This window comes from Streptomyces sp. NPDC055287, assembly GCF_053646035.1.
Genome location: NZ_JBSHNE010000018.1, coordinates 17,632 through 43,541, shown reverse-complemented (window position 1 = coordinate 43,541; position 25,910 = coordinate 17,632). Strand labels below are relative to the sequence as shown.

Genomic DNA, 25,910 nt, shown 5'->3' with positions numbered 1-25,910 from the left:
ATGTGTTTTATCCGGACCCCCGGGCGATCGGTCCTTGGCGGTCAGGGCGGCGGTCAGGGCGGCGGTCGGGGCGGCAGTCGGGACGGCAGTCGCGAAGGCTAGAGCTCTCCACCCCGGGCCCAGGCCCGCTGGACGGCCCTGTAGTCGGTCACCGTGATCCCCTCTTTCCGGAGAAGTTCGCGGGCCGCGGGCGACGTCAGGAAGTCGAAGTCGGGCCGGCGTACGTGCCGGCCGTCGGGATCGATGGCCGGCGGCTCCTCGTTGCCCGGGCCGGGATGCACGGCCCACTCGTTGAGGCCGGTCGGCAGGTCGTGCAGCAGCTCGGCGTACCGGGCGGGCTTGCCGTGGAGGCCGAGACCGATCTCTCCAGGAAGTCGTTGTCGACGACCGGCAGCCCCTGCCGGCGTACCTTGCGGCGGCCGGGCTCGCCCCAGGCCCGGACCGCCGGCCGTACCCCCGGCCAGGGGCACCGTCAGGTCGAAGATGTCGTCGCGTCCGCCGTCGGCCAGGCAGTGCCAGTCCGGGTGGGTCGGGGCCGGCCCGGCGCCGACGACGGTGTCGATCTGTGCGAGGAACTCGGTCTCGACCTCCTCGACGCGTGCCGCGGCGAGGAGGTGGGGAATCCCGGCGTGAACATCGCGCCCGCGGCGTCGAGCAGCGAGGCACCGCGGACCTGTCGGACAGCGGCCCCCACCGGTAGTGGGTCGTGTCGCACGCCGGCGTGAGGTGGATGCCGAACGCGATCCCGGGCGGGTCGCGGAGCAGACGCCTGGCGTGCGGTGCCCACGGACACGGTGCCGTCAGGCAGCAGGAACTGTCGATTCCGTCCTCGATCGAGCGGACGATCGCGGTATTGACCGCGTGTGCATCCCGAAGTCGTCGTTGTTCAGGATGGGTACGCGAGCATCGGCGGGGAATCCCTGCAGTTCACCCGACGGAGGCTCAGGTCCGTCGCCTCAGCGTGGACCGTCGGACGGGGTCCGTGCCGCGAAGAGAATCGAGCCTGAGCCGGGAGCCCCTCAGTGCGTCGTCCGGGGGAGATGGACGGTGCCGCTGTGGCTGATGGTCAGGGGTGGGCTGCAGGCGTCGTACGCCAGCTCGGGGGACGTGATGCGCACGCGGTACGGTCCCTCGGGCAGCTCCGGCACCACGACGGACGCCCGGAGCGCTCGTGGATCCACTTGTGAGGCCAGTACCGCCGCCTCGCACCACTGCCCCTGTTCGGTCCTGCGCTCCAGCAGGACGCTGCACGGATATCCCAGGCACCCCGTTATCCGCCAGCTGACCTGCCGTCGTTCGACCCAGTTCCAGCACTCCCCGCCGGTGGGCGCCCGTACGAGCAACGCGTCGGGGTCCGGCTCGGGTGAGGTGGTGGGGGGCAGGGGCAACGCATCGGTTGCCCGCTTGAGTTGAGCTCTGGCCAGCGCGATCCAGCGCATTGTTTTCCTTCCGTGTCGCTCCTGCGGCGGCGGCGGGCCGGCCGGGGCGGGAGCGGAGCCTTCGTCTTTCTGATTTGGGTGTTTCCGCCCCAAAAGTGCCCAACACGGGACTAAAGTCCCGAGCGGGCGGGCCTTTCGCCCCCAGTGCCGGCGCTCCCGGCCGGGTGGCGGTACGCGATCGCGCTTCGGGGGCCGAACCTACGATTCAAGACGGACGGATCTTGACGTGCGACGCCGGGAGGTCTTCACCGTGAGTTCCTGTATCGCGGGGCGGTGACGATCTTGTGAGCTTTCCCCTGCCCGGCCTGCCGGCCGGACTCTCGTCGGAGCCCTGCCCGGCCGGGACGCCCCCCGTCGGCTGGGGTCTGCCAGAGGTGAAAGGCTCCAGGGACTCGCCGCTGAGGGGCGACGCACGACTGATGCCGGTCGCGAGCGGCAGGCGTGCTTCCGCCTTGCGGCGTACATCCGCGCGCAGTCCGGCGACCTCACGCTCGATGCGTGACTGGATGGCGAGCAGACAGGCGTCGTCGTGGGGCGTGCGCCTGTAGTCGGTGCTGATCCGCCCACGGTGATGTCCTCACCCCGGCGCTCGACCACGCCGTCGGTGTAGAGGAGCAGCGGGTCACCCCTGCGCAGTGGCACCGGCGCGGTCTCGTACGCGTACCCCGGCATCAGGCCGAGCAATGGGCCCAGATGGTCGGAAGGGAGGGGGACTCCTCCTCCCCTCGCCGCAGCAGCGGAGGCGGGTGGCCCGCGCATGCCCGGCGCGGGAGCCCCGGAGCGTACGCCGCGGGCCATGCTCGGCTGGGTCAGCCGCCACAGGCCCATGGCGCGGCGGTTGTGCTCGCCGACGGCTGCGTAATACCTGTTGACGGCGTACGTGCCGCGCCTGGCGTCTGCGTGCTTGTCCGCATGCGCAGACGGCGGGGCGGGCTACGGCAACCGGGCCGGGCTACGCCGCGCCTGAGAAGCGCAGTACGAACCGCCTCTGCCAGGGAGTCTCCACGGCGCGCGGGTCGTAGTGCCGACGCGTGTACGTCACGGCCTCGGGCGCCGGCACCCCGTCCAGGACGGCCAGGCACGCCAGCGCCGTCCCCGTGCGCCCGCGACCGCCGCCGCAGGCGATCTCCACGCGCTCGTCGGCTGCCCGCCCCAGGGCTTCCCGGAGTGCGTCCCGGGCTTCCCGGCGGTCGTGCGGCAGCCGGAAGTCCGGCCAGCGCAGCCAGCGGGCCTCCCACGCGGTCGGCGGCGGCTCCTTGCCCAGCAGGTACACGGCGAAGGACGGCGCAGGCCCCGGCGGCAGCGGCCGGCGCAGGCCGCGGCCGCGCACGAGCAGGCCGGAGGGCAATCTCATGACTCCGGGACCGTCCGCGCACCACGTCTCGCTCATCCGTCCACTCTAGTGAAGGCCGGAACGCGCCCCAGGGAGTCCTGTGGACGGGAGCCCGCGACCGTACGCCGGTGAACGCGCGGCCGGACTTCGGCCGACTCCTGCTCCGTACGCCGCCCGCTTGCGCGCATGGGCGTGAACATCCGCGTCCGTCCGGGTGGGGTCGCGGAGCAGACCGTGCGTCAGGGGAAGCCTTTCCAGCGGGCGCGCACGAGCGCGCCCGATCCTTCCCTAGGAGAGCAGAATGCGCATCCGCACCGCGATCGCCGCCACCGCCCTGGCCGCAGCAGCCGTCCTCGGCAGTGCGGGCTCCGCCATGGCCGACGCCCACGCCGAGGGCAAGGCGAAGCACTCGCCCGGTTTCCTCTCGGGCAACCTCGTACAGGTTCCGATCCACGCCCCGATCAACGTCTGCGGCAACACCGTCAACGTCATCGGCCTGCTCAACCCGACAGTCGGCAACGTCTGCATCAACAAGTAGTCACCGCGCCGCCCGGCCACGCTCGGAGCGCGGCCGGGCGGCGGCTTCACCCCCCCCGTGAGGCGTCAGGCAGCCGTCATCTTCGGCATCTCGCCCTTCGTCGTCGACATGTCGATCACGGCGAACGCCGCGCCCTGCGGGTCCGTGAGCGCCGCGAACCGGCCGAACGGGCTGTCCATCGGCCCGAACTGCAGTCGGCCGCCGCGCTCGGTGGCCTTGGCCACCGCGGCGTCGCAGTCCTCGACGGTGAAGTACACCTGGATGTACGGCGGGATCTCGGACGGGAACTCTTCCGTCATCGTCATCCGCCCCAGGACGGTGTCGTCGCCGACGTTGAAGACCTTGAAGTCGATCGCGTCGTCCTCCATCCGTTGCGCGGTGTACGGGAAGACGGCAGGGAAGAAGGCGTCCGACTTGTCGGGCTCGCGCGTGAAGACCTCGGCCCAGGCGTACGCGCCGGGCTCGCCTCGCTTCTCGAAGCCCTCGTGCCGGCCGGCCTGCCAGACGCCGAACGCGGCCCCGCTGGGGTCCTTCGCGATCAGCATGGAGCCGAAGTCGCCAACCTGCATCGGCCCCATCAGCACCTCTCCGCCGCTGTCACGGATCTTCCGTGCGGTGGCGGCGACGTCCGGCGACGCGAGGTACAGACACCAGGCGGAGTGGGTCTCCTGCCCGGGCATCGGCGGGACGACGGCGGCCACCGCCCTGCCGCCCGAGTACGCCTGGGTGTAGTTGCCGTACTCCGTCGAACTCTCACCGAAGGTCCAGCCCAGTACGTCGCCGTAGAAACTCTTGGCGCCCTCCACGTCAGTGAACATCGCGTCTGCCCAGCACGGAACGCCCTCTGGTTGTGCGGCCATCGTTTTCGCTCTCTCCTGCTTGATGAATGGTCCGGTTTGTCGCGGTATCCAGTCATCCATAGGTCCGCGCGGGCGCATCCGGCACGCTCGGAAGGCCGAAGGGGTGAAGGTGCGCAGCCAGCCGGGTGACGCCTCGCCCGTGGCGATCACCCGGAGCCGCTCCGGTGCGTTGAGGTGGGCTCGCGCTTCCGCCCGCGCCTCCGGGGCCGGGCGATCCCTCTCTCATCCCTGGAGGTTTCATGACCCGCTTCCGTGCTCGACAGCTGCCGGCCGCTGTGACCACTGCCGCCGTGGCGATGACTGTCACGGGCACTCTCGCCTTCACCACGCCGGCGGCAGCGGTCCCGGCGCCCAAGGCCGAGTCGAAGCCCAAGGTGCTCAACTGGCTGGCGCACAAGCACTCGGACAGCATGCCGCGCTCGCTGCGCAAGGGCGCCGACTGGACCTCGTACGCGTACCTGTACGACTTCATGAAGGACAAGCCCGGCAAGAAGATCGGTGACGCCACCGCTCATTGCAGTGCTGTCGAGGTGACGCCGTACAGCGTCGTCGCGCAGTGCCAGAGCGTGCTGCGAACCGACCACGGCAGCATCACCCTGAGCGGCACCGTCGACCACCGCCGCTCCGGCACGTACGGCGGCGATGCGGCGATCACCGGCGGCACCGGCAAGTACGAGGACGCCGAGGGGCAGGTCGAGGCCGTGTTCCACGGCGACTACGCCAAGCTGCGCGTCAGCCTCGACGACTGAGCGCGCGTCGGCTGACCTCCTCCTCCGCCCTGGGAGAGCGCACGGGTGATTGACGGCGGATGTTGCCTGTGTGGCAGCAGAGGGGGAACAAGCTAAGGGTGCCTGAAGTTACCGACCCTCTGCTGGACCTTGTCCGGCGGCACAAAGAACCCGTGGTCGTACAGACCGTCAGGTCCACCGTAGCCGCAGTGATCTCCTACGTCGTCGCCCTGCTGCTCAGCAGCGAACCGGCGCCGCTGACCGCGCCGCTGACCGCGCTGCTCGTCGTTCAGGTCACCCTGTACGCGACCCTCACCACCAGCATGCGCCGCGTGAACGCGGTGGTGGCGGGGGTGGTCATCGCCATCGGCTTCAGTTCCCTGGTGGGCCTGACCTGGTGGAGCCTCGGACTGATCATCCTCGCTTCGCTGGTGCTCGGCCGATTCGTACGGGCCGGTGAGTTCGTGCCAGAGGTGGCGATCAGCGCCATGCTGGTACTCGGTGTGACGCGAGTGGCCGCGACGGCCTGGGACCGCGTCCTGGAGACACTGATCGGGGCGGTCGTCGGGCTGCTCTTCAACGTCCTGTTCGCGCCGCCCGTCTGGGTGCAGCCCGCCAGCGCGGCCATCGAAGGACTCGCCGGCCGCATGCGGGACTTGCTGATGCACCTCGCCGACGAGGTGCGCGGCCACACGACCGTCGCGGAGGCGGCGGACGCGCTGCACGAGGCGCGCCGGCTGGATCACGACATTGTCGAGGTGGACGCGTCCCTGCGGCAGGCGGAGGACAGCCTGCGGCTCAACCCCCGGGTCAAGGAGGGGCTGCTCTTCCGGATCGTCCTGCGGACCGGTCTCGACACCCTGGAGATCTCCGCGGTGGTGCTCCGTACGGCCTGCCGCACCCTGACCGACCTCGCCAAGGCGCGGACGGACGAGTCGCTCTTCCCTCCGGAGATCGCCACCGCCCTCACCGAGTTGTTCACCCACATGGCCGGTGCCGTCGAGAGTTTCGCGGTACTGATCACCACACAGGTCAGCGTCAACGCGGAGGAGGCGGAGGAGCGTCTCGTCAGAGAGCTCGCCCTCAGCCGCGCCAGCCGCGAGATCGTGGCGCACCTGCTCCTCGACGGCGTACAGGAGCACCCGCGCCAATGGCAGCTGCACGGGGCGCTGCTGGCCGAGATCGACCGGATCCTGGACGAGCTCGACGTGGAGAAGCGCTCCATGCGCCTGGTCGAGGAGCTCGACCGGCAGTCCCGTGAGCAGCGGGAGAAGTACCCGGTGGTGGACAAGCTGCGGGGCCGGCTGCGCATCGGCCGGTCGCGGGAGCTGCCCGACGAGACGCCCGACTAGAGAAGCGATGATCGGGTACCCGGTGGTCGTGCCAAGATCCGCGCGGCAGGCACGCTGCCGTGCGTCACCGAAGAGGAGGCGCAGATGAGCACGGTGAAGGAGACGGTAGAGGTCGAGGTCCCCGTCCGCACCGCCTACAACCAGTGGACGCAGTTCGAGGAGTTCCCGAACTTCATGGAGGGCGTGGAGGAGGTCAGGCAGATCGACGACCGCCACAACCACTGGACCACGAAGATCGGTGGAGTCCAGCGGGAGTTCGAGACCGAGATCGTCGACCAGCTACCCGACGAGCGCATCACCTGGCGCACCACCGGCGGCGACACCAAGCAAAAGGGCATGGTCAGGTTCCAGCGCCTCGACGACACGCACACACGGGTGGAGCTCGTGATGGACGTGGAGGCGAGCGGCGCGGCGGAGAAGGCCGCCGACATGACCGGCATGATCGACCGGCGCGTCAAGGGTGACATGCGGCGGTTCAAGGAGTTCGTCGAGCACCGCGGCGGCGAGTCCGGCTCCTGGCGCGGCCGCATCAAGCCCGGATGACCGCTGCCTGACCGCTGGTCCGGCCCCTTTCGCCGCACCTGCCCGCTCAGCCGCCAGCTGTTCCTGGGCCAGACCTTGGGCACCGAGCGCATCGACGCGGCACACGTCGCCGGAGTGCTGCGGCTGACCGTCCCCCGTCGCGGAGCAGGCCGAGCCGCGCAAGATCTCCATCACCGGCGGAAAAGGGGCCGGCGGCGTGGTGATGATGTGGGACGGGTTCCTGGCCGCCGTTCAGGAGCGGGGCCAGTACTCCGCGCGGCAGGAAGCAGAGCGGGCGACCCGTGCGGTGATCGCCCTTCTGGGGGCGCTCGTCGTGGGCTCCCAGCGGTCCGAGCTCGCCGCCCGGCTGCCCGAAGCGTGCGCGCGCTGCTGCTGAACCCGTTGCCCGCCGCTGAGCCGCTCGGGCCGCAGCGGTTCGTACGGGCGACAGCGGCCTGGATCGAGGGCGCCACGGAAGACACCGCGAAGTGGGAGCTGTTCGGTCGCCCCCAGCCGATGTGAGCTGTGGGGCGTTCGGCGGAGCCGGCCCGGCGGCCCGGCGGCTCCGCACATAAGGTGCTGCCGCCCAGAACAGGGGGCATGCTGATTTCGGACACCGAGAAGACATCATTCAGTCACCACTCGGACACGGTCCGGTCACCACAAAAACAGCAGAGAGGCAGGTAGCCACAGTGATGCGGTGGAACGAACTCGTGCAGCAGGTCCGCGCCTCAGGGCAGTACGCCACCGATGCCGAGGCGGAGCGCGTCCTGCGCACCGTACTGACTGTGCTGGGCGCCCATACCAGTGGTGAAGAACGCCGTGCACTGGTGCGCCTGCTGCCTGTGGAGGCGGCCGTCATCCTCGCCCGCCAAGCCCCGGCCGCGCGGTACCTGACCGCACCGGAGTTCGTCGAGACCGTTGCCGCGAGACTCGGCGGACTCACACCGCCCGCCGCGCGCTGGGGAGTGAGTTCCGTGCTCGGCGTCGTGGCCGACTGCGCGGGCGACGACCTCACCCGGCGGATCACCGCGGTCCTGCCGAGGGGTTACGCCCTTCTCTTCGGCCGCGCGGAACTGGCTCCGGCCGCCGCCTGACCACGCACCGCCGTGCCCGGCGGGAGGAGCGTTCCGCGTTCCCCCTGCCGGGCCGACGCATACGGTCGTACGCTGGTCGTATGGCGGACAAGGAACGCGTCACGATCACGATCCCGGCGGAGAGCGCGGCCGCGCTGAGAAGGCTCGCCAAGGAGAAGCGCATCGAGTCCGTGTCGGCGTACGTGACCGAGGCGGTCGAGGAGCGGCTCGGCCGCGAGGAGCGCGCCCAGCGCATCATCGAGGGCTGGGCCGCCGAGGTCGAGCGGGCCGGCACCGAGAAATGGGCCGAGGCCGTGGAGTGGGCACGCGCCTCCGACCGGCGGGGAGCCGACACGGGGGGCGCGGCCGCGTGATCGGTGGCTACATCCTCGACGCCGGCGCGATACGGCACCTCGTTCTCGGCCGCCCCTTCATGGTGGCCCGCGTGGTCGTCTCGGTCGAGCAGATCCAGGTCCTCTACGTCCCCACCACGGCCCTCGCCGCCGGTCTGACCGGCCACGACATCTCGCCCCGCCGTCGGGAACAGGTCGACCTCGCGCTGGCCGCACCGGTCTTCGAGTTCCACGGCCTCGACCGCCCGGCCGCCCTCGCCGTCGCCGAACTCGCCACCATGGCGCAGGTCGAACTCGCCACCGCCCACGCCGGCCACCTGGCCCTGCGGCGCCCCGGCTGGCCGGTCATCACCGACCGTCCCGCCGAGCTGCACAAGATGAACCCGGGCATCGAAACGGTCGAACTGCCCTAGCGGACCGGCCGTCGGTTCACCGGCCGCCGACGTGCGCGGCCGTGTCCTCGGCGCGGCGGCGGGCTCTGCGGGCCGCGGCGCCGGATTCCCGGACGCGGTCCCGGGCGGTCGTGACCTCTTCGCGGGCGGCTTTCTGCCGCTCCTTGGCCGTCTTCAACTGCTCGGCCAGCTCCCCGGCCTGGTTCTCCGCCTCCCGCAACCGGGCTTCGGCCTGTGCGAGTTCCTCATCGGAGTCCAAGGCCTGCTGTTCGGCCGCCGCGGCTTCCTCCTCGGCCCGGACAAGCTGCGCGCGCTGCTCCTTGCGCGCCCTCTCCTTCTCCTCCTTCCGGTCCTTCTTCTCCTGGGCGCTGTCGGCGGAGGTGGAGGCGAGCCGGGCACCCTTGTGCGGCACCGTCGCCGGGCTGGTGGCAGCGGTGAACCCGACCGGCGAACTGAGCGGTTTGGCGAGGCGGCCTGCTGCCCACTCCCGTGCGGCCCCGGGGTCGGCGAGGACGGCATGCAGTGTCGACTCGACCTCGTGCTGTACGGCGTCGCTGACCGGATGACCCGCATCGGCCGCCAGTTGCTTCGCCTGCCGGGCCAGCGCGCCGACCAGGTCGTGCTGCCGCCGGCCGAGCTCACGCAACTGCTCTCCGTCGAGATCGCGGTGGGCCTGGCGCATGCCTTCGCCGAGGCTGATCAGCGGCTGGACCTGCTCCGGCCGGCTGCGTACGAGCAGATTGCTGGCCCACGCCGACAGCGTCGGGCGGCGCAGCGCCTGAATCCGCCCCGCGAGCTCGCGGTCGCCGGCGGTACGGGCCGCCGCCGCGCTCTCGTTCCTTGCTGCGGTGAAGTCGGCCGGTGCCAGCCCGTACAGCTCATCGGTGATGCTTTTCAGGTCCACGATGCTCCAGTCCGGCCAGGACGCCCTCTCTACCGCTTCGCTCAACTATCCCGCCGGGCGGGAAGCGCCGCCGCGGCGATCGGCGTTCGGCGTAGCGCGCACCGGTATACGGGTGACTTTCCGGCCGGCGCGAAGCCGTGGGGGCAGGCGGGTGGCACGATCGGCCGGGGGCGCTGTACGCCTCCGGCCGGCTACCGACGAGGAGAGGGTTGACCGTGGCGGGAGAGGATCTGGGACGTCTGCTCGGACGGCTGCTGGGAGGAGCCGACGGAAGGGCGAACCTCCTCGGCTCGCTGCTGGGTGAGCTGGGCGGCAGCACGGCGGGGAGCGGTAACCCGCTGGACGGACTGCTGGCGGCGCTCGGTGAGGGAGGACTCGGCCACCAGGCCCACTCATGGGTCGGAGCCGGCGCGAACGAGCCGGTCGACGGCGCGCAGCTCGCGGAGGCACTGCCGCCCTACGCCCTCGAGGAAGTCGCCCGGCAAGCCGGACTGCCCACGGACCAGGCGGCCGACCAGCTGGCCCAGGTCCTGCCGCAGGCCGTGGACAAACTGACGCCGGGAGGCCAACTCCCGCACGACACGTCCCTCGAAGACCTGATCAGGTCCCGGACATCCTGACGCCACCACCGTGCTTACCCGGGGGGCCCGCGCTCCCGCGCCGCGCCCATGCCGGGCGACGGCGGGACATCCCGGGCCCTCCTTGGCCGTGGCGGCGAGGCGGGGAGACTATTGGGGGCCGGGTTCCTCCGATCCCTGCTCGTCGTTGTCGTCCCGCTCTCCCTCCGCCTGCGACGGGGTTGTCTGCCGTACGTCCTCGTGCGTCTCGCCTTCGCGCTCGCCCTCTGCCTGGGACGGTGACTGCTCGGTCATCGGTGAGGTCCTCACTGCTGGGAGTGTGCCCGGTAGCCGTGGACGCGCTACGCCGTTCACACGCCATTTTCGGCGCTCGGCACCTTTCCTGCGATCCGGCAGAGCCGCTCCCCGTGGTTGAAGCGGCAATTGGTCCACCGGGACGGTCTCACTCGGTGGGCTTGCGCAGATCCTCGTTGAGACGAAGGGCTTCTTCGAGCTGGTCTTCCAGGATGACGATGCGGCAGGCGGCTTCGATCGGCGTACCGCCGTCGACGAGCTCGCGTGCGCGGGCCGCGATGCGCAACTGGTAGCGGGAGTAGCGGCGGTGGCCGCCGTCGGACCGCAGGGGAGTGATGAGCCGGGCTTCGCCGATGGCTCGCAGGAATCCGGGCGTGGCGCCGATCATCTCGGCGGCGCGGCCCATGGTGTAGGCGGGGTAGTCGTCGTCGTCGAGCCGGTCGGTGGTGGTGTGCGGATGGGTTTCCTGCGTCATTTGCACCTCTTCTGGAACGCGCGTCGAGGGGCCCCGGTGCCTTACGGCACCGGGGCCCCGAGGGGTTTCAACACCATCTACCGGCTCTGGGCTGCGCCGGCTCTCTGTTTCCGCACATCCGCCTGGGAGGCCGGAAATGCGGGGATCGTGAATGCGTGACCGGGGACCACCTTCCAATCCGGGGCCTGCGGTACCCGAGCGAACTGGTTCCTCGCCCGGGCGATCCTGATGGCGTCGGCTCCTCTCTCGTGTCTGCTGGGGCGGTACTGCTGTTGATGCTGGTCATGCGGTACTGCTCGGCGCCCCTGAGGGCCGCCCGGCCCGGCAATCAGCCGTGAGACCTTCCGGTACTTCCCGGCCTCACCACTCCACTGCCGTGCTGCTTACTGCTCGCGCCAGTTCGTCCCTGCCGCGTATCGCTGACTTCCTTGGCTACGTCAGGAACCCTACCCACGTGGATCTCGGATGTCTACCGTCGCCACGATAGATATTCAGACGTGTCGCGCAAGGGCTCAGCCGCCGCCGCCGCCGACACGCAGTCGCACCTGTTCCTCCAGGCGCTCGAGGCTGTGGTCGAGGGCGGCGTTCACGGACTTCTCGCCGGGGTCATGGGCCGCGTCGAAGAAGGACAGATGCACCGTCACCTCGGTGGCTCCGCTGCCGATGCCGGCCACTTGGAGCCACCCGGTATAGCTGCCCTCGGCCCGCGTGCCCCACTCCAGTCGCATCTGGTCCTTCTGCGCGCGCAGGAGCGCCGAGGTGTCCTCGTCGGTGCGGTCCTCATGGACGGTTGCGGCGGGCAGTTCCTCGGCGTGCACATGCAGCGTTTCCGGCAGCCACTGGTCCAACTGGTCGACATTGGCCGCCTGGTCGAAGACGTGCTCGGGCAGTGCGGGCATTGTGCGTGAACGCTCGTACTCGGTCATCACCACACCATTCTTCGGCTCGAAACCGTTCGGACGAACGCTTGCCCGGCCTGTCGGACGTGAAGCCGCACCGCCGTACAACCACCCGTTCGCCGGAGGCGCCGACGCCGACCGCCCGGTTCGCGGTCGACGTCCGGGGGGGCTCCGAAGGCGTCGTGCAAGATCCCTTGACGCACCCTCCACGCCCTCACATACTGGCGGCCAAATCGATTTGGCCGAATCGATGTGGCCCCCGTCCCGGGCCGGATCACGGTCGAAACCGGAGCGAGCCGAACGGAGCTCGAACGTGCCCAGTCCCCGTCCCGCGTCCCTTCACCCCGAGTCGACCCACCCCGAACCGATCCACCCCGTGGACGAATCCCGCCCGGTCGGCAGAATCCTGCTGTTCGGCATCCAGCACGTGCTCGTCATGGCCGCGACCCCCATCTCGGCGATCTTCCTGATGAGCGCGACCCTCCATCTTGACCCCGGTCTGACCGTCGACCTGCTCTCGGCGGCCTTCCTGCTCTCCGGGATCGGCAGCCTGATCCAGTCGCTCGGGCCCTGGAAGTTCGGCCCGAAACTGCCGTTCGTCATGCTGCCGGGCGGCGCCCCGCTCATCCTCTTCCTGGCCATCGCCGAACAGCACGGCCTCCCCACCGCGAGCGGTGCGGTGATCATCACCGCCGCCTTCTACTTCATCGTGCTGCCGGTCTTCTCGCGGCTGCTCGCGTTCTTCCCCGCCCTCGTCGTCGGCACGATGATCGTCATCGTCGGCATCAACCTGGTGAAGGTCGGCGCGCTGCTAGTCACCGGACGCCCCGGACAGCCCGGCTTCGCCGACACGACCAACCTCCTTCTCGGTCTCGCGACCATCGGCTTCACCGTCGCCTTCTACTGGCTGTTCACCGGCATGCTGCGGCAACTCGCCGTCATGCTCGGCCTGATCGCCGGCACGGCCCTGGCCTTCGCACTCGGTGCGGTCGACGCCGGCCGGGCGGCCGACGGCGGTCTGCTGAGCGTGCCGCAGCTCCTGCCGTTCGGCTCACCCGAGTTCAACCTGCTCGCGGCGCTGCCACTGATGCTCTACAGCCTCGCCTCCATGGCGGAGGCCACCGGCCAGACCGTCATCAACGCCGAGGCCGTCGGCAAGGAGATCGACAAGCGCCGGGACGTCCCCAGGACCATCCGCGGCGACGCGCTCACCTCCCTCTTCGGCGGCTTCTTCGGCCTGCCGCTGATGGTGACGAGCGGCGAGAACATCGGCATCGTCCGCGTCACCGGCGTACGCAGCCGGTACGTCACCGCGGCCGCCGGCGTCGTACTCATCGCCATCGGCTTCCTCGCGCCCGTCACCCGCGCGATCAGCGTCGTTCCCTCAGCCGTCGTCGGCGGCACCGCGATGGTCGTCTTCGCCGTGATCACGGTGCTCGGCGTGCAGATGCTGGGGCGCGCCGACCTGGACCAGCACACGAACACCTTCATCTGCGCCGTCGCCATCGCTCTGGGGCTGCTGCCCATCCTCATCCCCGGCGTGTACGGCGGCTTCGCGCCCGGCGTCCGGATCCTGCTCGAAAGCGGCGTCGCCGTCGGTGCCTTCGTGGCCGCCGTACTCAACATCCTCTTTCACCACGTACGCCCGCGGCTGACGCGCAAGCCGGCCCCCGCCGGCATCCCGGCCCGGGCCGAGACCGGCGAACCCGCTCCCGCCCAGCACTCCTGACCCACCCGCACCGGAAAGAGCCCGATGACCGACCTGACCGACCTGACCGGCCTGCCAGACCTGCCAGACCTGCCGGACCTGCCCGGCCTGACCCCCGACCGGCTGCGCTCCGACGGCGCCCTGCTCCTCGCACCCGATGTGGTGCTGACGCCCGACGGACCGATGGACCACTACGCGGCCGTCGTCACCGGCGGCACGTTCCTCGCCGTAGGACCGGCCGAACGGCTGGAGCGGACGTATCCGCACCTGACGCCCGTACGGCTGCGCGGGCACATCCTGATGCCCGGATTCGTGGACGCCCATCACCACCTCACCCAAACCTTCGGCGCGGCCCTTGCGTTCGGCGAGCCCTCGGAGATCTTCCGGCGGCTGTGGGTGCCCCTGGAGGGCGCTCTGGACGAGGAGGCGGTGTACGTCGCCGCGAAGCTCGCCGCGCTCGAATCGCTGCGCGGCGGATTCACCACCGTCGCCGAAGCGGGCACCCGGGCCCCGGTCGACGTGGAACTCGTGGCCGCGGCAGCCCGTGACGTGGGGATCCGGTGCGTCCTCGGGCTCGTGTGCAACGACGCCGACAGCGGCACCGACACCTCTACGAGCCTGGCCGACGCCGAGAAGCACCTGGTCCGTTACTGCACCGAGGAGCTGATCCACCCCTCGCTCGCCGTATCCGTCCCGGAGGCCGCGACGGCCCGCACCCTGCGGGACACCGCCCGGCTGGCCGCAGCGGCCGGAGCCGTAGTCCAGATCCACGTCAACGAGCACCTCGCCGGGGTGGAACGCTCCCTCGTCCAGCACGGAGTGCGCCCACTGGAGTACCTGCACGAAGTGGGCGCGCTCGGCCCCCAGTTGCTCGCCGCGCACGCCACCCTGCTCACCCCGCGCGAACTGACCCTGCTCGCCGACACCGGAGCCGCCGTCAGCTACAACCCCGTCGCGAGCGCCTGGAAGGGCAACGCCGTGGCCCCGGCGACCACCATGGCCGAGCGCGGGATCCGGTTCGGGCTGGGCACGGACGGCACCCGGGGTGACGCGTTCCGCCTGGCCGAGGCCGCCGAGTTCGCGCAGCGACTCGCCTACGGCCTGGCCACCGGGGACTCCTCCTGCGGGGCGGGCTGGACCTGGCTGGAGCACGCGAGCCGGGGAGGCGCCGACGCCGTCGGGCTCGGCGCCCGTACCGGCCGGATAGCCGAGGGCGCCGCCGCCGACTTCCTCCTCGTGGACGTGAGCGGCCCGGAGATGCGGCTGTCCTGGGACCTGCCGTGGGAGCTGGTGCGGCGCGGCAACCGCGACCAGATCACCGCCGTCTTCGTCGCCGGCCGGATGCGGCTGTGGCGCGGATGGCCCGTCGACTGGGACGGCCCGGCGCTCGTACGGCGGGCCGCCGAACTGAGCCGGGACGTTCTTCCGCGGGCCACCGTGACCCGCGTCCATCCCACGTCCACGGCCGCCCGGCACGACCACGCGCAGCGGACCGCCGCCCAGTGAGCACGGAGACGATGGTTGTCCTCGCGGTCACGGTGGCCGTCGCGGCGTTCGTCCAGGGCAGCAGCGGTCTGGGCTTCGCGCTGATCGTCGCGCCGGTCGCAGGGCTGCTCGATCCGGCGCTGGTCCCGGTGTTCGTCCTCGCGTCGATGATCCCGCTCAATCTGTACGTCGCCTGGCGCGAGCGGAGCTCCCTGGACCTGCGCGGAGCGGGCTGGATCACCGCCGCGCGGCTGGCCGCCACGCCGGGCGGGCTCGTGCTGCTGTGGGTCATCCCGGACCGCAGCCTGGGCTTGTTCGTCGGAGCGGCGACCGTGCTGGCGGCGGTGGTGAGCCTCGCCGCCCCGGCGTTCACACCCGGGCGCGGTGCGTACGTCGCCGCCGGGGCCGTCACCGGACTCACGGAGACCGCGACCGGGGTCGGCGGACCGCCCCTGGCGCTGGTCTACCAGCACCGCCCGCCCGCGGAGCTGCGCTCCACGGTGGCCGTGTGCTTCCTGGTGGGTGAAGTCGCCTCGCTGGCGCTGTTGTTCGCGACCGGGCAGGGAAGCGCCGCCCAACTGGGCTGGGTGGTGGTGCTGTTGCCCGCGCTCGCGGCGGGGGCCTGGCTGAGCCGCCTGGTGCACCACCGCTTCGACGCGCGCAGAATGCGCCTGTTCGTGCTGGCCTTCGCCCTCGTCTCCGGGGCGGTGCTCATGCTGGCGCCGTGACGCGCAGCGACGAGGCGCGGGGGATGACACGGGGCTCGGGCACCGTTGTGACCGCGGTGGCCGCCGAGTCCCCCGCGCCCGCTGCGCCGCCCAGTCGGCCGAGCAGCAGCTCCACCGCGTCGGAGGCCGCCCGGTCGAGGTGCAGGTCGACGGCGGTCAGCGGGGGTTCGCAGGTCCGGGCCCGCAGGCCGTCGTACCGGGTGACGACCATGATGTCGTCCGGAATGGTGCGGCCGCTGTCCCGGATGGCCCGTACGGCGCCCACCGCGAAGGCGTCCACGAGCGCACAGATCGCGTCCGTCCGGGGGTGGTCGGCCAGCAGGGCGGCGCAGCGGTCGTACCCCGCCTGCTCGCCGCCCTCCTCCGGAGCCGTCACGACCAGCGGAGCCCAGCCCTGCTCGGCGGCGGCCCGCTCGTACGCGGTCCGGGCGTCGACCGCGGAATGGCGGGCACCGGCGCCGATGAGCAACGCGGGACGGCGCGCTCCCTGCTCCCGAAGGTGCGCCAGCAGCAGATCGACGACGAGGCCGCCGCGCAGATCGACATACGGGGCGTCGTCGCCCGGCGGCATGGGGCGGCCGAGCGCCACGTACGGCAGGTGGCGCTCTCGCAGCTGCGCCACCGCCATGTCGTTCTCGTCGGGTTCGACGACGATGGCGCCGTCGATGTCCAGGGAGTACAGCGCCGAACCCGACTGCACGGGCGGTACGAGAACCAGCGCGTAGTCGTGCACGAGCGCCCGCTCGGCGGCCGCCGCCGCGACCTCCATGTAGAAGCCGAGCCGGGACGGCCCGCCGGCCACCGCGAAGGGCATCGACGAGGCGAGTGCGATGGCCTTCGCCTGCCCCCGGCGCAGGCGCTGGGCCCGCAGATTCGGCCGGTAACCGAGTTCGGCGGCTACCTTCTTGATGCGCTCGCGGGTCCGGGGGTCGACCTTGCCGAGCCCGTTCAGGGCGTGCGAGACGGTCGTCCGCGACACGCCGGCGGCCTGGGCGACATCGGCGATCGTCGGCGGCCGTGCACCGGAACCGGAAGGTGGCATCTGCGCTGACGCTCCTCGCTCGCTCTGACGGGATGGATGAGGTGTGACAGCCACATCTTCGCCCACCGGCGGGCCGTCGCACACGCGTACGCCGCATTGCCGGCTGCTCCATTGGGCGCAAACCCGGGGCCCGGCGGCGTGGGCTTCCGCCCTGACGAACCGCCGCCGGTCACGATGCCGAGCGGTGGACAGGTTCCGCTCCGGAGTCCGGCGGTGAAGAGGAGACCTTGTGACGGCTGCACCGGGTGTTGCCATCCCGCGCGAACCGGTACCGGGCGGGGGCGGCCCCGGGCGGGGCGACCGGAAGGACCGAGGCCCCTTCCGGTCGTGGACCGCCGTCTGGACGACAGGGCTCTGCCTGCTGCCGCTGGGGCTGCTCGCCGCCGCCTCGTGGCTGGGCCGGTACGTCCGTCCCAGCGCGGACGAGTGGTGCTTCCTGCCCAAGGTCCGTGACCTCGGCGTCTGGGGAATGGTCGAGAAGTTCTACGTCACCGACAACGGCCGGATCGGCAATGGGCTGCTGGTCGGGGTGTACGCCCAGTTCCCGGTCGCCGGTCACCAGTGGTTCGCTCCGCTCAGCGGTGTTGTCATGCTGGCCGTGCTGTGGGCCCTGACCGTCCTGCTGCTGCGCAGGACCGGCCGGACCGCGCCCCGTGGAATCCCGCTGCTCGTGGCCTCCATGATCACGGCGGTCTTCCTCTTCGCCACCCCCAACACGTACAAGACGTTCTACTGGCCCGCGGCCTCCGTCTCGCACACCCTGGCGCCCGTGCTGGCCTGCGCGGCGGCCCTCCCGCTCCTGCTGGCACGCGGCCGCCGGGGCTGGATCGCCGCCCTCGCCGTCGTACTGGTGGCCGGGATCTTCATGGGCACGCTCTCCGAGGAGGCGTCGGTGGTCTGCCTGGTGGTCCTCGCGGGGCTCGTCCTGCTCGGCCGCTGGACCCTCACGGCGCGGGCCAGGCCCCTCGCCCGCCGCTGGGCCCTGGCCGGAGTGGCCGGAATCGGCATCGGAACGCTCGTCCTGATGACCTCGCCGGGAGGACGCAGGCGGCGCGAGCGGTTCGGCCTCGAAACCGCCTCCATGCTCGCCCCCGAGTCGCTGATCGCGTCGCTGCGCGCCTACGTACACATCCTGGAGACCGTCTTCACCACCTGGCAGTACGTCGGAGCCGTCGCGGCGGGGGTACTGCTGGGGCTGCTGGCGCGAGGCAGGGAAGGGGCTTCACCCGTGCTGCTCCCGTGCCGGCCGCTGCTGTGGACGTCGTTCGGCGCGCTCGCCTTCCTCGTATCGGGCTATCTCTGCACCGTCATCACCTATCCCGTCTTCGGCGCACGCGTGATGACCGCCCAGCGGACCTGGAACGACTACCTCCTGCTGTACGTCGTGCTGCTCGTCGGCGCCGGCGCCTTCCTGGGACGCGCACTGCGCCTGAGTGAGCGCCGGACGGGCATGGCGACGGCGGTCGCCGCGGCCGTGTGCGCCGCGGCCGTCGCCGGGCTGGCCGTCCCCCTCTACGACCTGGGCCACGACATGCGCGTGCGCGCCCAGAAGTGGGACCGTCAGGACCGCTTCCTGCGGGCGCAGGCGGCGAAGGGCGCGAAATCGGCCCCCTACACGCCGCTCTCGGTCGCCGGGACGCTGGAGCCGTTCGGCGGCAAGGGGCAAAAATCCTGGCCGGCCGGGTGCGTGGCCGACTACTACCACCTGGACCGGGTCATTTACTCGACTCGGCTTCCGTGACCTGCGGCTCGGTCCCCGGCGGCTGCGCGTCCGCTCCCGGGTCCGGGGTGGCGGCCGCGCCCGAGGTGATGGCCCACCGGGCGAGAAGGAACGACAGCGGTGTGACGAGGACACCGGCGGCGAGTGCGGAGATGTTCTCGGGCAGCCCCAGCCGGCTCACAGCGACGTACAGCAGGATGCCACTGCCCACGACGTTGGCCACGGCAGACAGGGGATACCGGGCGAAGGCACGCCAGGTCGGTTTCGTACGAAGGGTGACGTACGAGTTGAGCAGGAACGAGCCGACGATGCTCACCGCCCAGCCCGTTCCGTGGGCCACCAGGTACGGCACCCAGATGTTCAGCGAGGCGTACACGGCGTAGTAGACGCCCGTGTTGACGATGCCGACCGCGGCGAAGGCGGCGAACTGGCGCAGGCCCCGGGCGTTCATACCTCCGGCCGCGCCTGCCCGGCGGGCTCCAGCGAGAGGCCGGAACCCAGCACTGCGGCGGACTCGTCCGTTTCGCGGACCACATAGTGCGGTCGGCGTTTCGACTCGTCGTAGATCCGCCCCACGTACTCGCCGATGACGCCGAGCGTGGCGAGCTGGATCCCGCTGAGGGCGACGACGGCGGTGATCAGTGTCGCGTAACCGGGGGTGTCGACACCGTTCAGCACGACGTTCGCGATGATCCACAGCGCATAGACGAGAGCGGACAGGAAGAGCCAGAGGCCGGTGTGGATCGCGAGGCGCAGGGGGCGGCTGTTGAAAGAGATCAACCCGTCGATGCCGTAGTTCAGTAGATGCCGGCCGCTCCACTTGGACTGTCCGGCGGCCCGCTGGACGTTCTCGTACGTGAAGCTGACCGTGTCGAAGCCGATCCAGGAGAAGAGTCCCTTGGAGAAGCGGTTGCTCTCCGGGAGTGCCAGGAGGGAATCGACGGCCCGGCGCGACAGGAGTCTGAAGTCACCCGCCCCGTTCACGATCTCGACATTCATGCAGCGGCGTACGAGGCGGTAGTAGGAACGGCACAGCGCGGTCCGCAGAGCCCCCTCGTGCGTACGGTCGCGCTGTGCCACGACCTGGTCGTACCCGTGCTGGTGCAGCTCCAGCATGCGGGGGATGAACTCGGGAGGGTGCTGGAGGTCGGCGTCCATGAGGACGACCGCGGCGCCGCGGGACATGCGCAACCCGGCGAGCATCGCGGATTCCTTGCCGAAGTTCCGGCTGAAGGAGGTGTAGCGCACGCGCGGGTCGGATCCGGCGAGGTCCTTCAGCATCACCATGGTCTCGTCGGCGCTGCCGTCGTCGACGTAGCAGATCTCGAAGGTCGTCCCGGTCGGCTCGAGAGCGTTGACCAGGGCGTCGTGAAAGGCGTCGATCACCTCGCTCTCGTTGAAGCACGGCACGACGATCGAAATCTGGACCATGGTCATTTCACTCCGTGCACGGTTACCGGTACATGAGCTGCCGCTTCCAGTGGAACGCGGGGGCGGCCCGAAGGCCGTCCCAGGCGCTCCACACGGGTGACGGGAGCCACGGGACGCGCGGCGCACGGTGTCGGCGGACGGCGGCCTGTTCCGCCCTCGGCCGGGCTTCAGGCGGAGGTGAGGCCGGGCCTGCCGGCTTCGGTGACGAACGAGGCGGTCGTGGTGAGCGTGCCGCCCGGTCTGGTGACCCCCGAGACGGTCTTGAAGTCGGCGCGGGCCCGTTCCGTACCCAGGGTGATGACGGTGTATCCGCGGCGGCCGTTGTAGAACTTCAGGTGCGGGTTCGCCCGGACGAGGTGGTCGAAGTTGGCGGGGCGGTCGGCGCCGTCCTTGCCGCTGGAGACCGAGGTGGTGGAGATCTCGGTGCCGACGGTGCGCGAGGCCGGGTCGTCGAAGTCCTTCTTCAGGTCGAAGCCGTAGCCGACGTGGGCGTCACCGTCCAGCACCATCAGGTTCTTCACGCCCGCCGCTTCCGCCCCGTCGAGGATCCGCCTGCGCGCGGCGGGGTAGCCGTCCCACGCGTCCATGGACAGCTTGTAGTCGGCGGTCGGAACGTCGCGTCGCTGCGCGAAGGTGACCTGCTGCGGTACGACGTTCCACGTCGCGGTGGAGTTCTTCCACCCGTCGAGCAGCCAGCGCTCCTGCGTCTCGCCGGTCATGGTGCGCGACGCCTCCTTCGACTCCGGACCGGACTTCCGCCAGCCGTCCCCCGAGGCCCGTTGCGAGCGGTACTGACGGGTGTCGAGGATGTCGAACTGGGCCAGCCGCCCGAACTGCAGGCGCCGGTAGAGCCGCATGTCGGGGCCGCTGGGCTGCTGGGGGGTGCGCAGGGGCTGGTTCTCCCAGTACGCGCGGTAGGCTCCGGCGCGCCGGAGCAGGAACTCCTCGGGCGGGACGCCGTTCTCGGACGTCTCGTCCGCGTAGTTGTTCTCCGTCTCGTGGTCGTCCCACGTGACGGCGAACGGGTGCGCGGCGTGCGCGGCGATGAGGTCCGGGTCGGACTTGTAGAGGGCGTACCGCAGCCGGTAGTCCGCGAGCGTCGTGGCCTCGCGGTCGAAGTGGGCGGGCAGTCGGCGGTCGGTGTAGTCGCGGGAGCCGCCGGCGCTGTTGACGGCGTACTCGTAGAGGTAGTCACCGAGATGGACGACCAGGTCCAGGTCCTCACCGGCGAGGTGCTTGTACGCCGTGTAGTACCCGTGGTGGTACGCCTGGCAGGCCACGGCGGCCAGCTTCAGCTGCGACTTCGCCGCGCCGGGCGCCGGCGCGGTGCGCGTACGGCCGGTCGGACTGGCCCAGGTTCCGGTGCGGAACCGGTAGTAGTACTGACGGTCCGGATCGAGCCCGAGGACCTCGACATGCAAGGTGTGGTCGAACTCGGGATGCGCGGTGACTGTCCCGTCTCTGACGGTACGAAGGAACGTCTCGTCGTGGGCGAGCTCCCAGGTGACCACGACCCGCTTCTCGGGCAGGCCGCTGTCGGGTTCGAGGGGGCGGGGCGCGAGCCGGGTCCACAGCAGCACGCTGTCGGGCAGCGGGTCCCCGGAGGCGACGCCCAGCGTGAACGGGTTCTCCGTGATCTTCCTGCCGTCCAGCTCGGCGGCGCTCTCCGCGCCCGCGGCGGGCAGATCGGTGGCGAAGGCGAGCGCTGCGGCGGCTGCGGTGAATGTGAGGAAGTGACGGCGTCCAAGTCGCCGGACGGCGGCACGGAGCTCGGGCTGATGACTGTTCATATGCCGCGTCATATGCCCGCTTCGGGGCTTTCTTGATCGCCGCATACGAGTGGAGCGGGCTTGCCGCACCGCGACCGGGGGCGGAGGGCGGCCCGGACGGGGCCGCCCCCGTGGTGACCGGGCGAGTGGGCCGGCTGGTCGGCGGCCCGGCTCTGCCCGCCCGTCAGACGCCGCTCGCCGCGTCCGGTTCCTTCTGGCGGCACAACAGGGCCGAACCCGCGAGGACCGCGCCGACCGCGGCGCAGGACACCGCTGCGGCGTCCGCCCACGCGAAGGATTCACCCAGACTGCTCTCCAGCAGGTCCACCGTGCCGACGCTCGCGAGCGCGTGCAGGGCGACGATGCCGATGGCGGTCGCCGCGCTTGCCGCCCAGACACGCGCGGTGTCCCGAACAGCCAGCCACACGCCGAACACGAGGCACAGCACGGTGACGGCGATGGACAGCGCGTCCGCGTATCCGCCGGAGCGCAGATGCGCGAAGTCCGTCGGCAGGTGGATGACGCCGCAGGCGAAGAGAAGGACGGCCGCGGGCCATCGCAGTACGGAACGAAGGGCCGCCGTGGGCATGTCGTCGCCGGATCCGACCGGGAGCGCGTCGCCGACGCCCCGGGGGCTGAAGGTGGGCGGCGCCGGGGTGCCACTGGGGCGCTCGCCGTCGGCGGCCGGCTTGCTGTCGGTGCCGCGGCTGTCGACGAGCGGTGTCGTCTCGACATCGACGTAGAGCCGCTTCCTGCGGGCGGCGGCCGTCTCACCGGCGGGGGAGCGATGGTGGTCGCCGTCCTCGTGGCCCAGGATGCTCACCAGCTCCGCCACGTCCTCGATCGGCCTGCCCACAGCCGCGGCGCGCAGCGTCGTGTCGGCCTCGTCGATCTCGTGCGGGTGCTCGTTGAGCATGGCGACCAACTGCCGGACCTCGTCCAGGGGGCGGGCCACAGCGGCTGCGCGCAGGGCTTCGTCGCAGGGGCTGGGAACCTCCCCGGTCCGCTTCAGCAGGCTCACCAGCGCGGCGACTTCCTCCAGGGGCCGGCACGTGGCGGCCGTCCAGAGCAGCATGCGTATGGGCTCCTCGCTCGAGTCCGGTGCCTGGTCCTGCGGCCCGGCAGCCGCGGCGGCCTCGTCGTCGGCGGTCACGTTCGAGGAAGCCGCACTCGCGGTCGCCTCCTTCGCGGGCGTCTCTCTCGCGGTGGCGTCGTCGTGAGCGGCCACGTAGGCAGCGGCGGCGTACGTGGCGGCGGTGTCATCGGGGGGCTGCGAGCGGTCGTCGTTGCTGGGCGTGGGGGACATTGTCGGGTCGGTTGTCATGGCGCGGCTCCGTTCGCCGTACTTCCGGTGGCACACACCGTTCGGTTGTCGTGCGCCACCTAGACGCACGCTTTGGGTCCATCAAAGGGGCATTTCTGTCCATTGCGCCATCCGGGCATGGCAGAAGAGGGGGTCAGGTAGCCGGTGCGTCCTGGTTCCCCGTCTGAACCCTCGGCAGGAGAAGTACGCCCCAGGTGACCATCACCGCGCCGATGCCCTCCGGGATCAGCCACCACCCCGTGCGCACCTCGTCTCCGTACACCAGCATGCCGAGAGCCACGCTGACCAGCGCCTCTCCCAGCGTGAGGGCGGGCTGGGAGGCCACCAGGGGGCCGGATTCCATGGCGTTGGCCAGCAGGAAGAGTGAGCACGCCCCCGCCGCCACGAAGCCGTAGGTCTGCCAGCAGGCCAAGAAGGCGCCGAACCCGTGCTGTTCGAACGTGGTGGTGGAGAACTTCATCAACGTGGCCGTCAGGGCATACCCGATCGCCGAAGCCGAACTGAACAGGGCCGCGCGTGCCATTCCCCGGGGGCGCGGCAGGGCGGCGAGCACGCAGAGCGTCATGGCGCCGACCGTCGTCAGCAGGGTCAGTACCCACACACCTGGCGCGACATCGGACTGGCGTTCGTGCGGAGACGCCGCGGCCAGGGCCAGGCCGAGCCCGGCGGCGATCAGTCCCGCGGCCGTCCAGCCGGTGGCGGGAAGCCGTCGCCGGGAGACCAGGCAGGCGATCAGGAGAGTGAAGGGCAGCTCGCTCACCAGGATGGGCTGTACGAGCGACATCGACCCCAGGGTGAGGGCCAATGCCTGGCAGGCCGCCGCTACGACAATGACGGCGATCCCGCCGAGCCACGCCGCGCTGTGCAGCAGGTGGGGGATCAGCCGGACACTGAAGGCGTCGCCCGGGGGCACGCGTTGCGCGGCGATCCGCTGGAGCACTGTGCCGGTGGCGTTGCCCAGTGCCGTCAGCACGGCGAACAGCACGGAGAGTACGGATGCCACGCGGCGGTTCCTCCGGTTCGCCCGAAACTCAGGAAGTGCGGCCGACCGGCAGGTTCTCCGGGTGTTGCCGCAGTGCGCCGCCGGCCCATGCCGCGTCAGGTGGCTGCGGCCGTGGCTGTGGTGGGCCGGATGTGAGGAGTTGACGTGCGAGCAGGGCGAACCACAGCCCCACCAGCAGCACGTGCGCCCGCTGCGGGAGGCCGTGCCAGCCGGGGTGGCCGATCAGCGGTCCGATCGTGCTGACAGCGGACACGAGGGCACAGGCCGCCAGGCACGGGCCCCAGCGGCGTACGAACGGGCCCGGTGCACGGGCCGGTTCGTACGCGGCTGCCAGGCAGAACAGGACCATGGAGGCGAAGAGGAAGAAGTGGACCAGCCCGCTCGTGACCGTGTGCCAGGGGTGCACGGCATCACAGGCCGGATTCAGGGAGGGGGCGCAGCCCATGGGCAGCAGGACGTCGGCCAGGGACGCCGTTCCGAACCCGAACAGCGTCCACCAGCCGGCGCGAGCCGCGGCGCCCGGCAGCAGGCCGCGCGCGAGCAGGGCTCCCGCCATGACGAGTGCGGCGCACGCCATTTCGATGCCGCCGAAGAGCGTCCTGAAGGGCTGGTCGGCCGCGAAGAGTTCGCTCACGTAGGAGTGCCGGTAGTCCAGGCCGGTCGGCAACGACAGCTCCAGCAGCCAGCCGTTGTACAACAGCGCGGCCCCGGCCAGCACGACCGCCGTCAGCCTCTGCCGTCCACCGGCCGGCGGTGGGAGAAGGCCCGGCTCTCCGGGCTGTCCGATCGCGCCGCGGGTCAGGTGCGGCATGACGCTCCGCACCACCGGGCGGTCGTGGCGACGGGCGTCGGCGGCGCTCGGATCGGTCGGCGTGACCGCGGCGCTGCCACGCGGAAGAGGCATGGTCATCGCCGCTGGTTTTAGCGGGCCGGGCGCGCCCAGTCCAGGACCTGGACGGTTGTCTCACCCGTGTGGGGGAGATTTATCCGCGCGACAGTGCCGGACGGCCGACGCGCTGCCCGGAGTTGTGCCGGATCAGGGACTCGACCAGCCCGGTGCGGGTGTTGGGGAAGTCCATCGGGACCACACCGAGACCCGTCCAGCCGGCGGCCTCCGCGCCCCCAAGGAAGCTGTGCACTCGGGGATTGAGCCGGTCGGAGTTCCAGCGGGGCGGAAGGAGCGCCGACGTACTGACGTAGTTGAGGAACAGTTTGCCGGGCTGCTGGGCGGCCTTGCGGAAGTGTGCCTCGATCTGCGGGTACTTGGCGCCCGGCTCGGCCATGTAGTCGTCCTGGATGTCGAAGAGGGCGGAGTCCCCGTACCGGACGCCGGGGAGCCCGCCGCTGTCGGCGAGCAGTACGACCTTGCCCCGCGCCTGCCCCAGCGTCGGCAGGGCCGTGTCGATACGGAACAGCGGCCGCCAGCCCTTCGTGTCCAGGTAGAGATCGAAGATCCGCCGGAATTCGGCGTCGGCCACCTGCGAGTACTCCTGCTTCACGCGCATCAGGACCGTCTCCGAGGGACGGGCCCGCAGGAAGTCCTGGCAGGCGATGAGCACGTCGCCGAACATCAGGTTCTGGTAATACGCGCCGTGGTGGATGGCGAAGGAGTCACCGGTGGCCCGGCACCGTACGTCCAGGAAGCGGATACCGCTGTGCAGTTGTTCGGCGACGGAGGTGTTCTGGCATGCCACCCAGGGGCCGCCCACGCGCGCGCCCGAGTCGTGGGTGCCGGGGACGGTCAGCCGCTGCACGGGCGTGGAGTCGGCGAGGCCCGCCATCCAGTCCTGTACGGACAGCGTGCGCTGCGCCGCGGCCGCCCGCGGTGATCCGAGCAGAGCGGTCGCGGAGACCGCCACCGCTCCGGTGAGAAAGCCGCGCCGGTCCATGCTCATGTGCCCGCTCCCCTCGGTCGGCCAGCGACCGCCGACCGCCCGATCGGCCTCCGAAGTATGAC

Annotated in this window: 29 protein-coding genes and 2 pseudogenes; 14 read left to right on the top strand and 17 right to left on the bottom strand. The window is 71.0% G+C overall.

Annotated features, from left to right (window positions below):
* Window positions 1-98 precede the first annotated feature (98 nt).
* From ACWIHY_RS25450 to ACWIHY_RS25435, 4 genes are all read right to left on the bottom strand, one after another.
* Complete coding sequence (locus ACWIHY_RS25450; RefSeq protein WP_454378060.1) at window positions 99-623, bottom strand: ChbG/HpnK family deacetylase; 525 nt, start codon at window positions 621-623, stop codon at window positions 99-101.
* A gap of 396 nt (window positions 624-1,019) precedes the next feature.
* Window positions 1,020-1,439 carry a hypothetical protein gene (locus ACWIHY_RS25445; protein ID WP_454377988.1) on the bottom strand — a complete coding sequence of 140 codons (420 nt, stop codon included), beginning with the start codon at window positions 1,437-1,439 and terminating at the stop codon, window positions 1,020-1,022.
* 198 nt (window positions 1,440-1,637) lie between these two features.
* Window positions 1,638-2,111 carry a hypothetical protein gene (locus ACWIHY_RS25440; protein WP_454378059.1) on the bottom strand — a complete coding sequence of 158 codons (474 nt, stop codon included), beginning with the start codon at window positions 2,109-2,111 and terminating at the stop codon, window positions 1,638-1,640.
* A 280-nt stretch (window positions 2,112-2,391) separates the two neighbouring features.
* On the bottom strand, window positions 2,392-2,829 hold the full coding sequence (locus tag ACWIHY_RS25435; RefSeq protein WP_454377987.1) for a protein-tyrosine phosphatase family protein: 438 nt from the start codon (window positions 2,827-2,829) through the stop codon (window positions 2,392-2,394).
* A 244-nt stretch (window positions 2,830-3,073) separates the two neighbouring features.
* On the opposite strand from ACWIHY_RS25435, the gene ACWIHY_RS25430 reads away from it, so the two are divergent.
* On the top strand, window positions 3,074-3,310 hold the full coding sequence (locus tag ACWIHY_RS25430; RefSeq protein ID WP_454377986.1) for a chaplin: 237 nt from the start codon (window positions 3,074-3,076) through the stop codon (window positions 3,308-3,310).
* A gap of 65 nt (window positions 3,311-3,375) precedes the next feature.
* Here the strand turns inward: ACWIHY_RS25430 and ACWIHY_RS25425 are convergent, their stop codons facing one another.
* Window positions 3,376-4,170 carry a VOC family protein gene (locus ACWIHY_RS25425; protein ID WP_454377985.1) on the bottom strand — a complete coding sequence of 265 codons (795 nt, stop codon included), beginning with the start codon at window positions 4,168-4,170 and terminating at the stop codon, window positions 3,376-3,378.
* A 239-nt stretch (window positions 4,171-4,409) separates the two neighbouring features.
* Here ACWIHY_RS25425 and ACWIHY_RS25420 point away from each other — a divergent pair, with 239 nt between their 5' ends.
* The 8 genes and pseudogenes from ACWIHY_RS25420 to ACWIHY_RS25385 all read left to right on the top strand — a co-directional run bounded on the left by ACWIHY_RS25420 (window position 4,410) and on the right by ACWIHY_RS25385 (window position 8,614).
* On the top strand, window positions 4,410-4,919 hold the full coding sequence (locus tag ACWIHY_RS25420; RefSeq protein WP_454377984.1) for an allene oxide cyclase barrel-like domain-containing protein: 510 nt from the start codon (window positions 4,410-4,412) through the stop codon (window positions 4,917-4,919).
* Window positions 4,920-4,978: 59 nt separating this feature from the next.
* Window positions 4,979-6,250: an FUSC family protein gene (locus tag ACWIHY_RS25415; protein WP_454377983.1), complete on the top strand. Its 1,272-nt coding sequence runs from the start codon at window positions 4,979-4,981 to the stop codon at window positions 6,248-6,250.
* Between the two features lie 84 nt (window positions 6,251-6,334).
* Complete coding sequence (locus ACWIHY_RS25410; protein ID WP_454377982.1) at window positions 6,335-6,793, top strand: SRPBCC family protein; 459 nt, start codon at window positions 6,335-6,337, stop codon at window positions 6,791-6,793.
* A gap of 45 nt (window positions 6,794-6,838) precedes the next feature.
* A pseudogene (locus tag ACWIHY_RS25405) lies at window positions 6,839-6,974 on the top strand (Hsp20 family protein); the annotation flags it as partial.
* Between the two features lie 21 nt (window positions 6,975-6,995).
* Window positions 6,996-7,270 (top strand): annotated as a pseudogene (locus ACWIHY_RS25400) (DUF2267 domain-containing protein); the annotation flags it as partial.
* Window positions 7,271-7,467: 197 nt separating this feature from the next.
* The gene (locus tag ACWIHY_RS25395) at window positions 7,468-7,869 is read left to right on the top strand and encodes a DUF2267 domain-containing protein (RefSeq protein WP_454377981.1); all 402 of its coding nucleotides are present in this window, start codon (window positions 7,468-7,470) and stop codon (window positions 7,867-7,869) included.
* An 80-nt stretch (window positions 7,870-7,949) separates the two neighbouring features.
* Window positions 7,950-8,222 carry a ribbon-helix-helix protein, CopG family gene (locus ACWIHY_RS25390; protein WP_454377980.1) on the top strand — a complete coding sequence of 91 codons (273 nt, stop codon included), beginning with the start codon at window positions 7,950-7,952 and terminating at the stop codon, window positions 8,220-8,222.
* Window positions 8,219-8,614: a hypothetical protein gene (locus tag ACWIHY_RS25385; RefSeq protein ID WP_454377979.1), complete on the top strand. Its 396-nt coding sequence runs from the start codon at window positions 8,219-8,221 to the stop codon at window positions 8,612-8,614. Before ACWIHY_RS25390 ends, ACWIHY_RS25385 begins: the two co-directional genes overlap by 4 nt.
* Window positions 8,615-8,630: 16 nt before the next feature.
* On the opposite strand, the gene ACWIHY_RS25380 is transcribed toward ACWIHY_RS25385, so the two are convergent.
* Window positions 8,631-9,497, bottom strand: coding sequence for a hypothetical protein (locus tag ACWIHY_RS25380; RefSeq protein WP_454377978.1), 867 nt, complete (start codon window positions 9,495-9,497; stop codon window positions 8,631-8,633).
* A 215-nt stretch (window positions 9,498-9,712) separates the two neighbouring features.
* Between ACWIHY_RS25380 and ACWIHY_RS25375 the strand changes: the two genes are divergently transcribed.
* Window positions 9,713-10,117 carry a YidB family protein gene (locus ACWIHY_RS25375; protein WP_454377977.1) on the top strand — a complete coding sequence of 135 codons (405 nt, stop codon included), beginning with the start codon at window positions 9,713-9,715 and terminating at the stop codon, window positions 10,115-10,117.
* A gap of 108 nt (window positions 10,118-10,225) precedes the next feature.
* On the opposite strand, the gene ACWIHY_RS25370 is transcribed toward ACWIHY_RS25375, so the two are convergent.
* The 3 genes from ACWIHY_RS25370 to ACWIHY_RS25360 form a co-directional block, all read right to left on the bottom strand.
* A complete protein-coding gene (locus ACWIHY_RS25370; RefSeq protein ID WP_454377976.1) occupies window positions 10,226-10,369 on the bottom strand; it encodes a hypothetical protein in 144 nt (47 codons plus the stop codon).
* A 148-nt stretch (window positions 10,370-10,517) separates the two neighbouring features.
* Entirely contained in the window at window positions 10,518-10,844 is a 327-nt protein-coding gene (locus ACWIHY_RS25365; protein WP_454377975.1) for a MerR family transcriptional regulator, read from the bottom strand.
* A gap of 512 nt (window positions 10,845-11,356) precedes the next feature.
* Window positions 11,357-11,770 (bottom strand): SRPBCC family protein, encoded by a 414-nt coding sequence (locus tag ACWIHY_RS25360; RefSeq protein WP_454377974.1) that lies wholly within the window; start codon window positions 11,768-11,770, stop codon window positions 11,357-11,359.
* A gap of 286 nt (window positions 11,771-12,056) precedes the next feature.
* Here ACWIHY_RS25360 and ACWIHY_RS25355 point away from each other — a divergent pair, with 286 nt between their 5' ends.
* Genes ACWIHY_RS25355 through ACWIHY_RS25345 form a run of 3 tightly spaced genes read left to right on the top strand, consistent with a single transcriptional unit; the run spans window position 12,057 to window position 15,664 of the window.
* Window positions 12,057-13,472, top strand: a complete 1,416-nt coding sequence (locus ACWIHY_RS25355; protein ID WP_454377973.1) for a uracil-xanthine permease family protein — start codon at window positions 12,057-12,059, stop codon at window positions 13,470-13,472.
* A gap of 24 nt (window positions 13,473-13,496) precedes the next feature.
* Window positions 13,497-14,957, top strand: a complete 1,461-nt coding sequence (locus ACWIHY_RS25350) for an amidohydrolase family protein (RefSeq protein WP_454377972.1) — start codon at window positions 13,497-13,499, stop codon at window positions 14,955-14,957.
* Window positions 14,954-15,664, top strand: a complete 711-nt coding sequence (locus ACWIHY_RS25345; RefSeq protein ID WP_454377971.1) for a sulfite exporter TauE/SafE family protein — start codon at window positions 14,954-14,956, stop codon at window positions 15,662-15,664. Before ACWIHY_RS25350 ends, ACWIHY_RS25345 begins: the two co-directional genes overlap by 4 nt.
* Here ACWIHY_RS25345 and ACWIHY_RS25340 read toward each other — a convergent pair.
* Window positions 15,648-16,706 (bottom strand): LacI family DNA-binding transcriptional regulator, encoded by a 1,059-nt coding sequence (locus tag ACWIHY_RS25340; protein WP_454377970.1) that lies wholly within the window; start codon window positions 16,704-16,706, stop codon window positions 15,648-15,650. The genes ACWIHY_RS25345 and ACWIHY_RS25340 overlap by 17 nt on opposite strands.
* A 229-nt stretch (window positions 16,707-16,935) precedes the next feature.
* Here ACWIHY_RS25340 and ACWIHY_RS25335 point away from each other — a divergent pair, with 229 nt between their 5' ends.
* Window positions 16,936-18,447, top strand: coding sequence for a DUF6056 family protein (locus tag ACWIHY_RS25335; RefSeq protein ID WP_454377969.1), 1,512 nt, complete (start codon window positions 16,936-16,938; stop codon window positions 18,445-18,447).
* On the opposite strand, the gene ACWIHY_RS25330 is transcribed toward ACWIHY_RS25335, so the two are convergent.
* The 7 genes from ACWIHY_RS25330 to ACWIHY_RS25300 form a co-directional block, all read right to left on the bottom strand.
* The gene (locus ACWIHY_RS25330; RefSeq protein WP_454377968.1) at window positions 18,422-18,877 is read right to left on the bottom strand and encodes a GtrA family protein; all 456 of its coding nucleotides are present in this window, start codon (window positions 18,875-18,877) and stop codon (window positions 18,422-18,424) included. The genes ACWIHY_RS25335 and ACWIHY_RS25330 overlap by 26 nt on opposite strands.
* Window positions 18,874-19,857, bottom strand: coding sequence for a glycosyltransferase family 2 protein (locus ACWIHY_RS25325; protein ID WP_454377967.1), 984 nt, complete (start codon window positions 19,855-19,857; stop codon window positions 18,874-18,876). The genes ACWIHY_RS25330 and ACWIHY_RS25325 overlap by 4 nt, the downstream gene beginning before the upstream one ends.
* 167 nt (window positions 19,858-20,024) lie before the next feature.
* On the bottom strand, window positions 20,025-21,647 hold the full coding sequence (locus ACWIHY_RS25320; protein WP_454377966.1) for an alkaline phosphatase D family protein: 1,623 nt from the start codon (window positions 21,645-21,647) through the stop codon (window positions 20,025-20,027).
* A 163-nt stretch (window positions 21,648-21,810) separates the two neighbouring features.
* Complete coding sequence (locus ACWIHY_RS25315) at window positions 21,811-22,950, bottom strand: hypothetical protein (RefSeq protein WP_454377965.1); 1,140 nt, start codon at window positions 22,948-22,950, stop codon at window positions 21,811-21,813.
* Window positions 22,951-23,083: 133 nt separating this feature from the next.
* Window positions 23,084-23,953, bottom strand: coding sequence for a DMT family transporter (locus ACWIHY_RS25310; protein ID WP_454377964.1), 870 nt, complete (start codon window positions 23,951-23,953; stop codon window positions 23,084-23,086).
* 28 nt (window positions 23,954-23,981) lie between these two features.
* On the bottom strand, window positions 23,982-24,863 hold the full coding sequence (locus ACWIHY_RS25305; RefSeq protein ID WP_454377963.1) for a DUF998 domain-containing protein: 882 nt from the start codon (window positions 24,861-24,863) through the stop codon (window positions 23,982-23,984).
* A gap of 73 nt (window positions 24,864-24,936) precedes the next feature.
* On the bottom strand, window positions 24,937-25,842 hold the full coding sequence (locus tag ACWIHY_RS25300) for a phosphatidylinositol-specific phospholipase C domain-containing protein (RefSeq protein WP_454378058.1): 906 nt from the start codon (window positions 25,840-25,842) through the stop codon (window positions 24,937-24,939).
* Window positions 25,843-25,910: the final 68 nt, after the last annotated feature.

Coding starts and splice junctions, on each gene's coding strand:
- ACWIHY_RS25445 (WP_454377988.1), bottom strand. CDS start 1,439: ATGCGCTGGATCGCGCTGGCCAGAGCTCAACTCAAGCGGGCAACCGAT.
- ACWIHY_RS25440 (WP_454378059.1), bottom strand. CDS start 2,111: ATGCCGGGGTACGCGTACGAGACCGCGCCGGTGCCACTGCGCAGGGGT.
- ACWIHY_RS25435 (WP_454377987.1), bottom strand. CDS start 2,829: ATGAGCGAGACGTGGTGCGCGGACGGTCCCGGAGTCATGAGATTGCCC.
- ACWIHY_RS25430 (WP_454377986.1), top strand. CDS start 3,074: ATGCGCATCCGCACCGCGATCGCCGCCACCGCCCTGGCCGCAGCAGCC.
- ACWIHY_RS25425 (WP_454377985.1), bottom strand. CDS start 4,170: ATGGCCGCACAACCAGAGGGCGTTCCGTGCTGGGCAGACGCGATGTTC.
- ACWIHY_RS25420 (WP_454377984.1), top strand. CDS start 4,410: ATGACCCGCTTCCGTGCTCGACAGCTGCCGGCCGCTGTGACCACTGCC.
- ACWIHY_RS25415 (WP_454377983.1), top strand. CDS start 4,979: ATGTTGCCTGTGTGGCAGCAGAGGGGGAACAAGCTAAGGGTGCCTGAA.
- ACWIHY_RS25410 (WP_454377982.1), top strand. CDS start 6,335: ATGAGCACGGTGAAGGAGACGGTAGAGGTCGAGGTCCCCGTCCGCACC.
- ACWIHY_RS25395 (WP_454377981.1), top strand. CDS start 7,468: ATGCGGTGGAACGAACTCGTGCAGCAGGTCCGCGCCTCAGGGCAGTAC.
- ACWIHY_RS25390 (WP_454377980.1), top strand. CDS start 7,950: ATGGCGGACAAGGAACGCGTCACGATCACGATCCCGGCGGAGAGCGCG.
- ACWIHY_RS25370 (WP_454377976.1), bottom strand. CDS start 10,369: ATGACCGAGCAGTCACCGTCCCAGGCAGAGGGCGAGCGCGAAGGCGAG.
- ACWIHY_RS25365 (WP_454377975.1), bottom strand. CDS start 10,844: ATGACGCAGGAAACCCATCCGCACACCACCACCGACCGGCTCGACGAC.
- ACWIHY_RS25360 (WP_454377974.1), bottom strand. CDS start 11,770: ATGACCGAGTACGAGCGTTCACGCACAATGCCCGCACTGCCCGAGCAC.
- ACWIHY_RS25350 (WP_454377972.1), top strand. CDS start 13,497: ATGACCGACCTGACCGACCTGACCGGCCTGCCAGACCTGCCAGACCTG.
- ACWIHY_RS25340 (WP_454377970.1), bottom strand. CDS start 16,706: ATGCCACCTTCCGGTTCCGGTGCACGGCCGCCGACGATCGCCGATGTC.
- ACWIHY_RS25330 (WP_454377968.1), bottom strand. CDS start 18,877: ATGAACGCCCGGGGCCTGCGCCAGTTCGCCGCCTTCGCCGCGGTCGGC.
- ACWIHY_RS25325 (WP_454377967.1), bottom strand. CDS start 19,857: ATGGTCCAGATTTCGATCGTCGTGCCGTGCTTCAACGAGAGCGAGGTG.
- ACWIHY_RS25320 (WP_454377966.1), bottom strand. CDS start 21,647: ATGAACAGTCATCAGCCCGAGCTCCGTGCCGCCGTCCGGCGACTTGGA.
- ACWIHY_RS25315 (WP_454377965.1), bottom strand. CDS start 22,950: ATGACAACCGACCCGACAATGTCCCCCACGCCCAGCAACGACGACCGC.
- ACWIHY_RS25305 (WP_454377963.1), bottom strand. CDS start 24,863: ATGACCATGCCTCTTCCGCGTGGCAGCGCCGCGGTCACGCCGACCGAT.
- ACWIHY_RS25300 (WP_454378058.1), bottom strand. CDS start 25,842: ATGGACCGGCGCGGCTTTCTCACCGGAGCGGTGGCGGTCTCCGCGACC.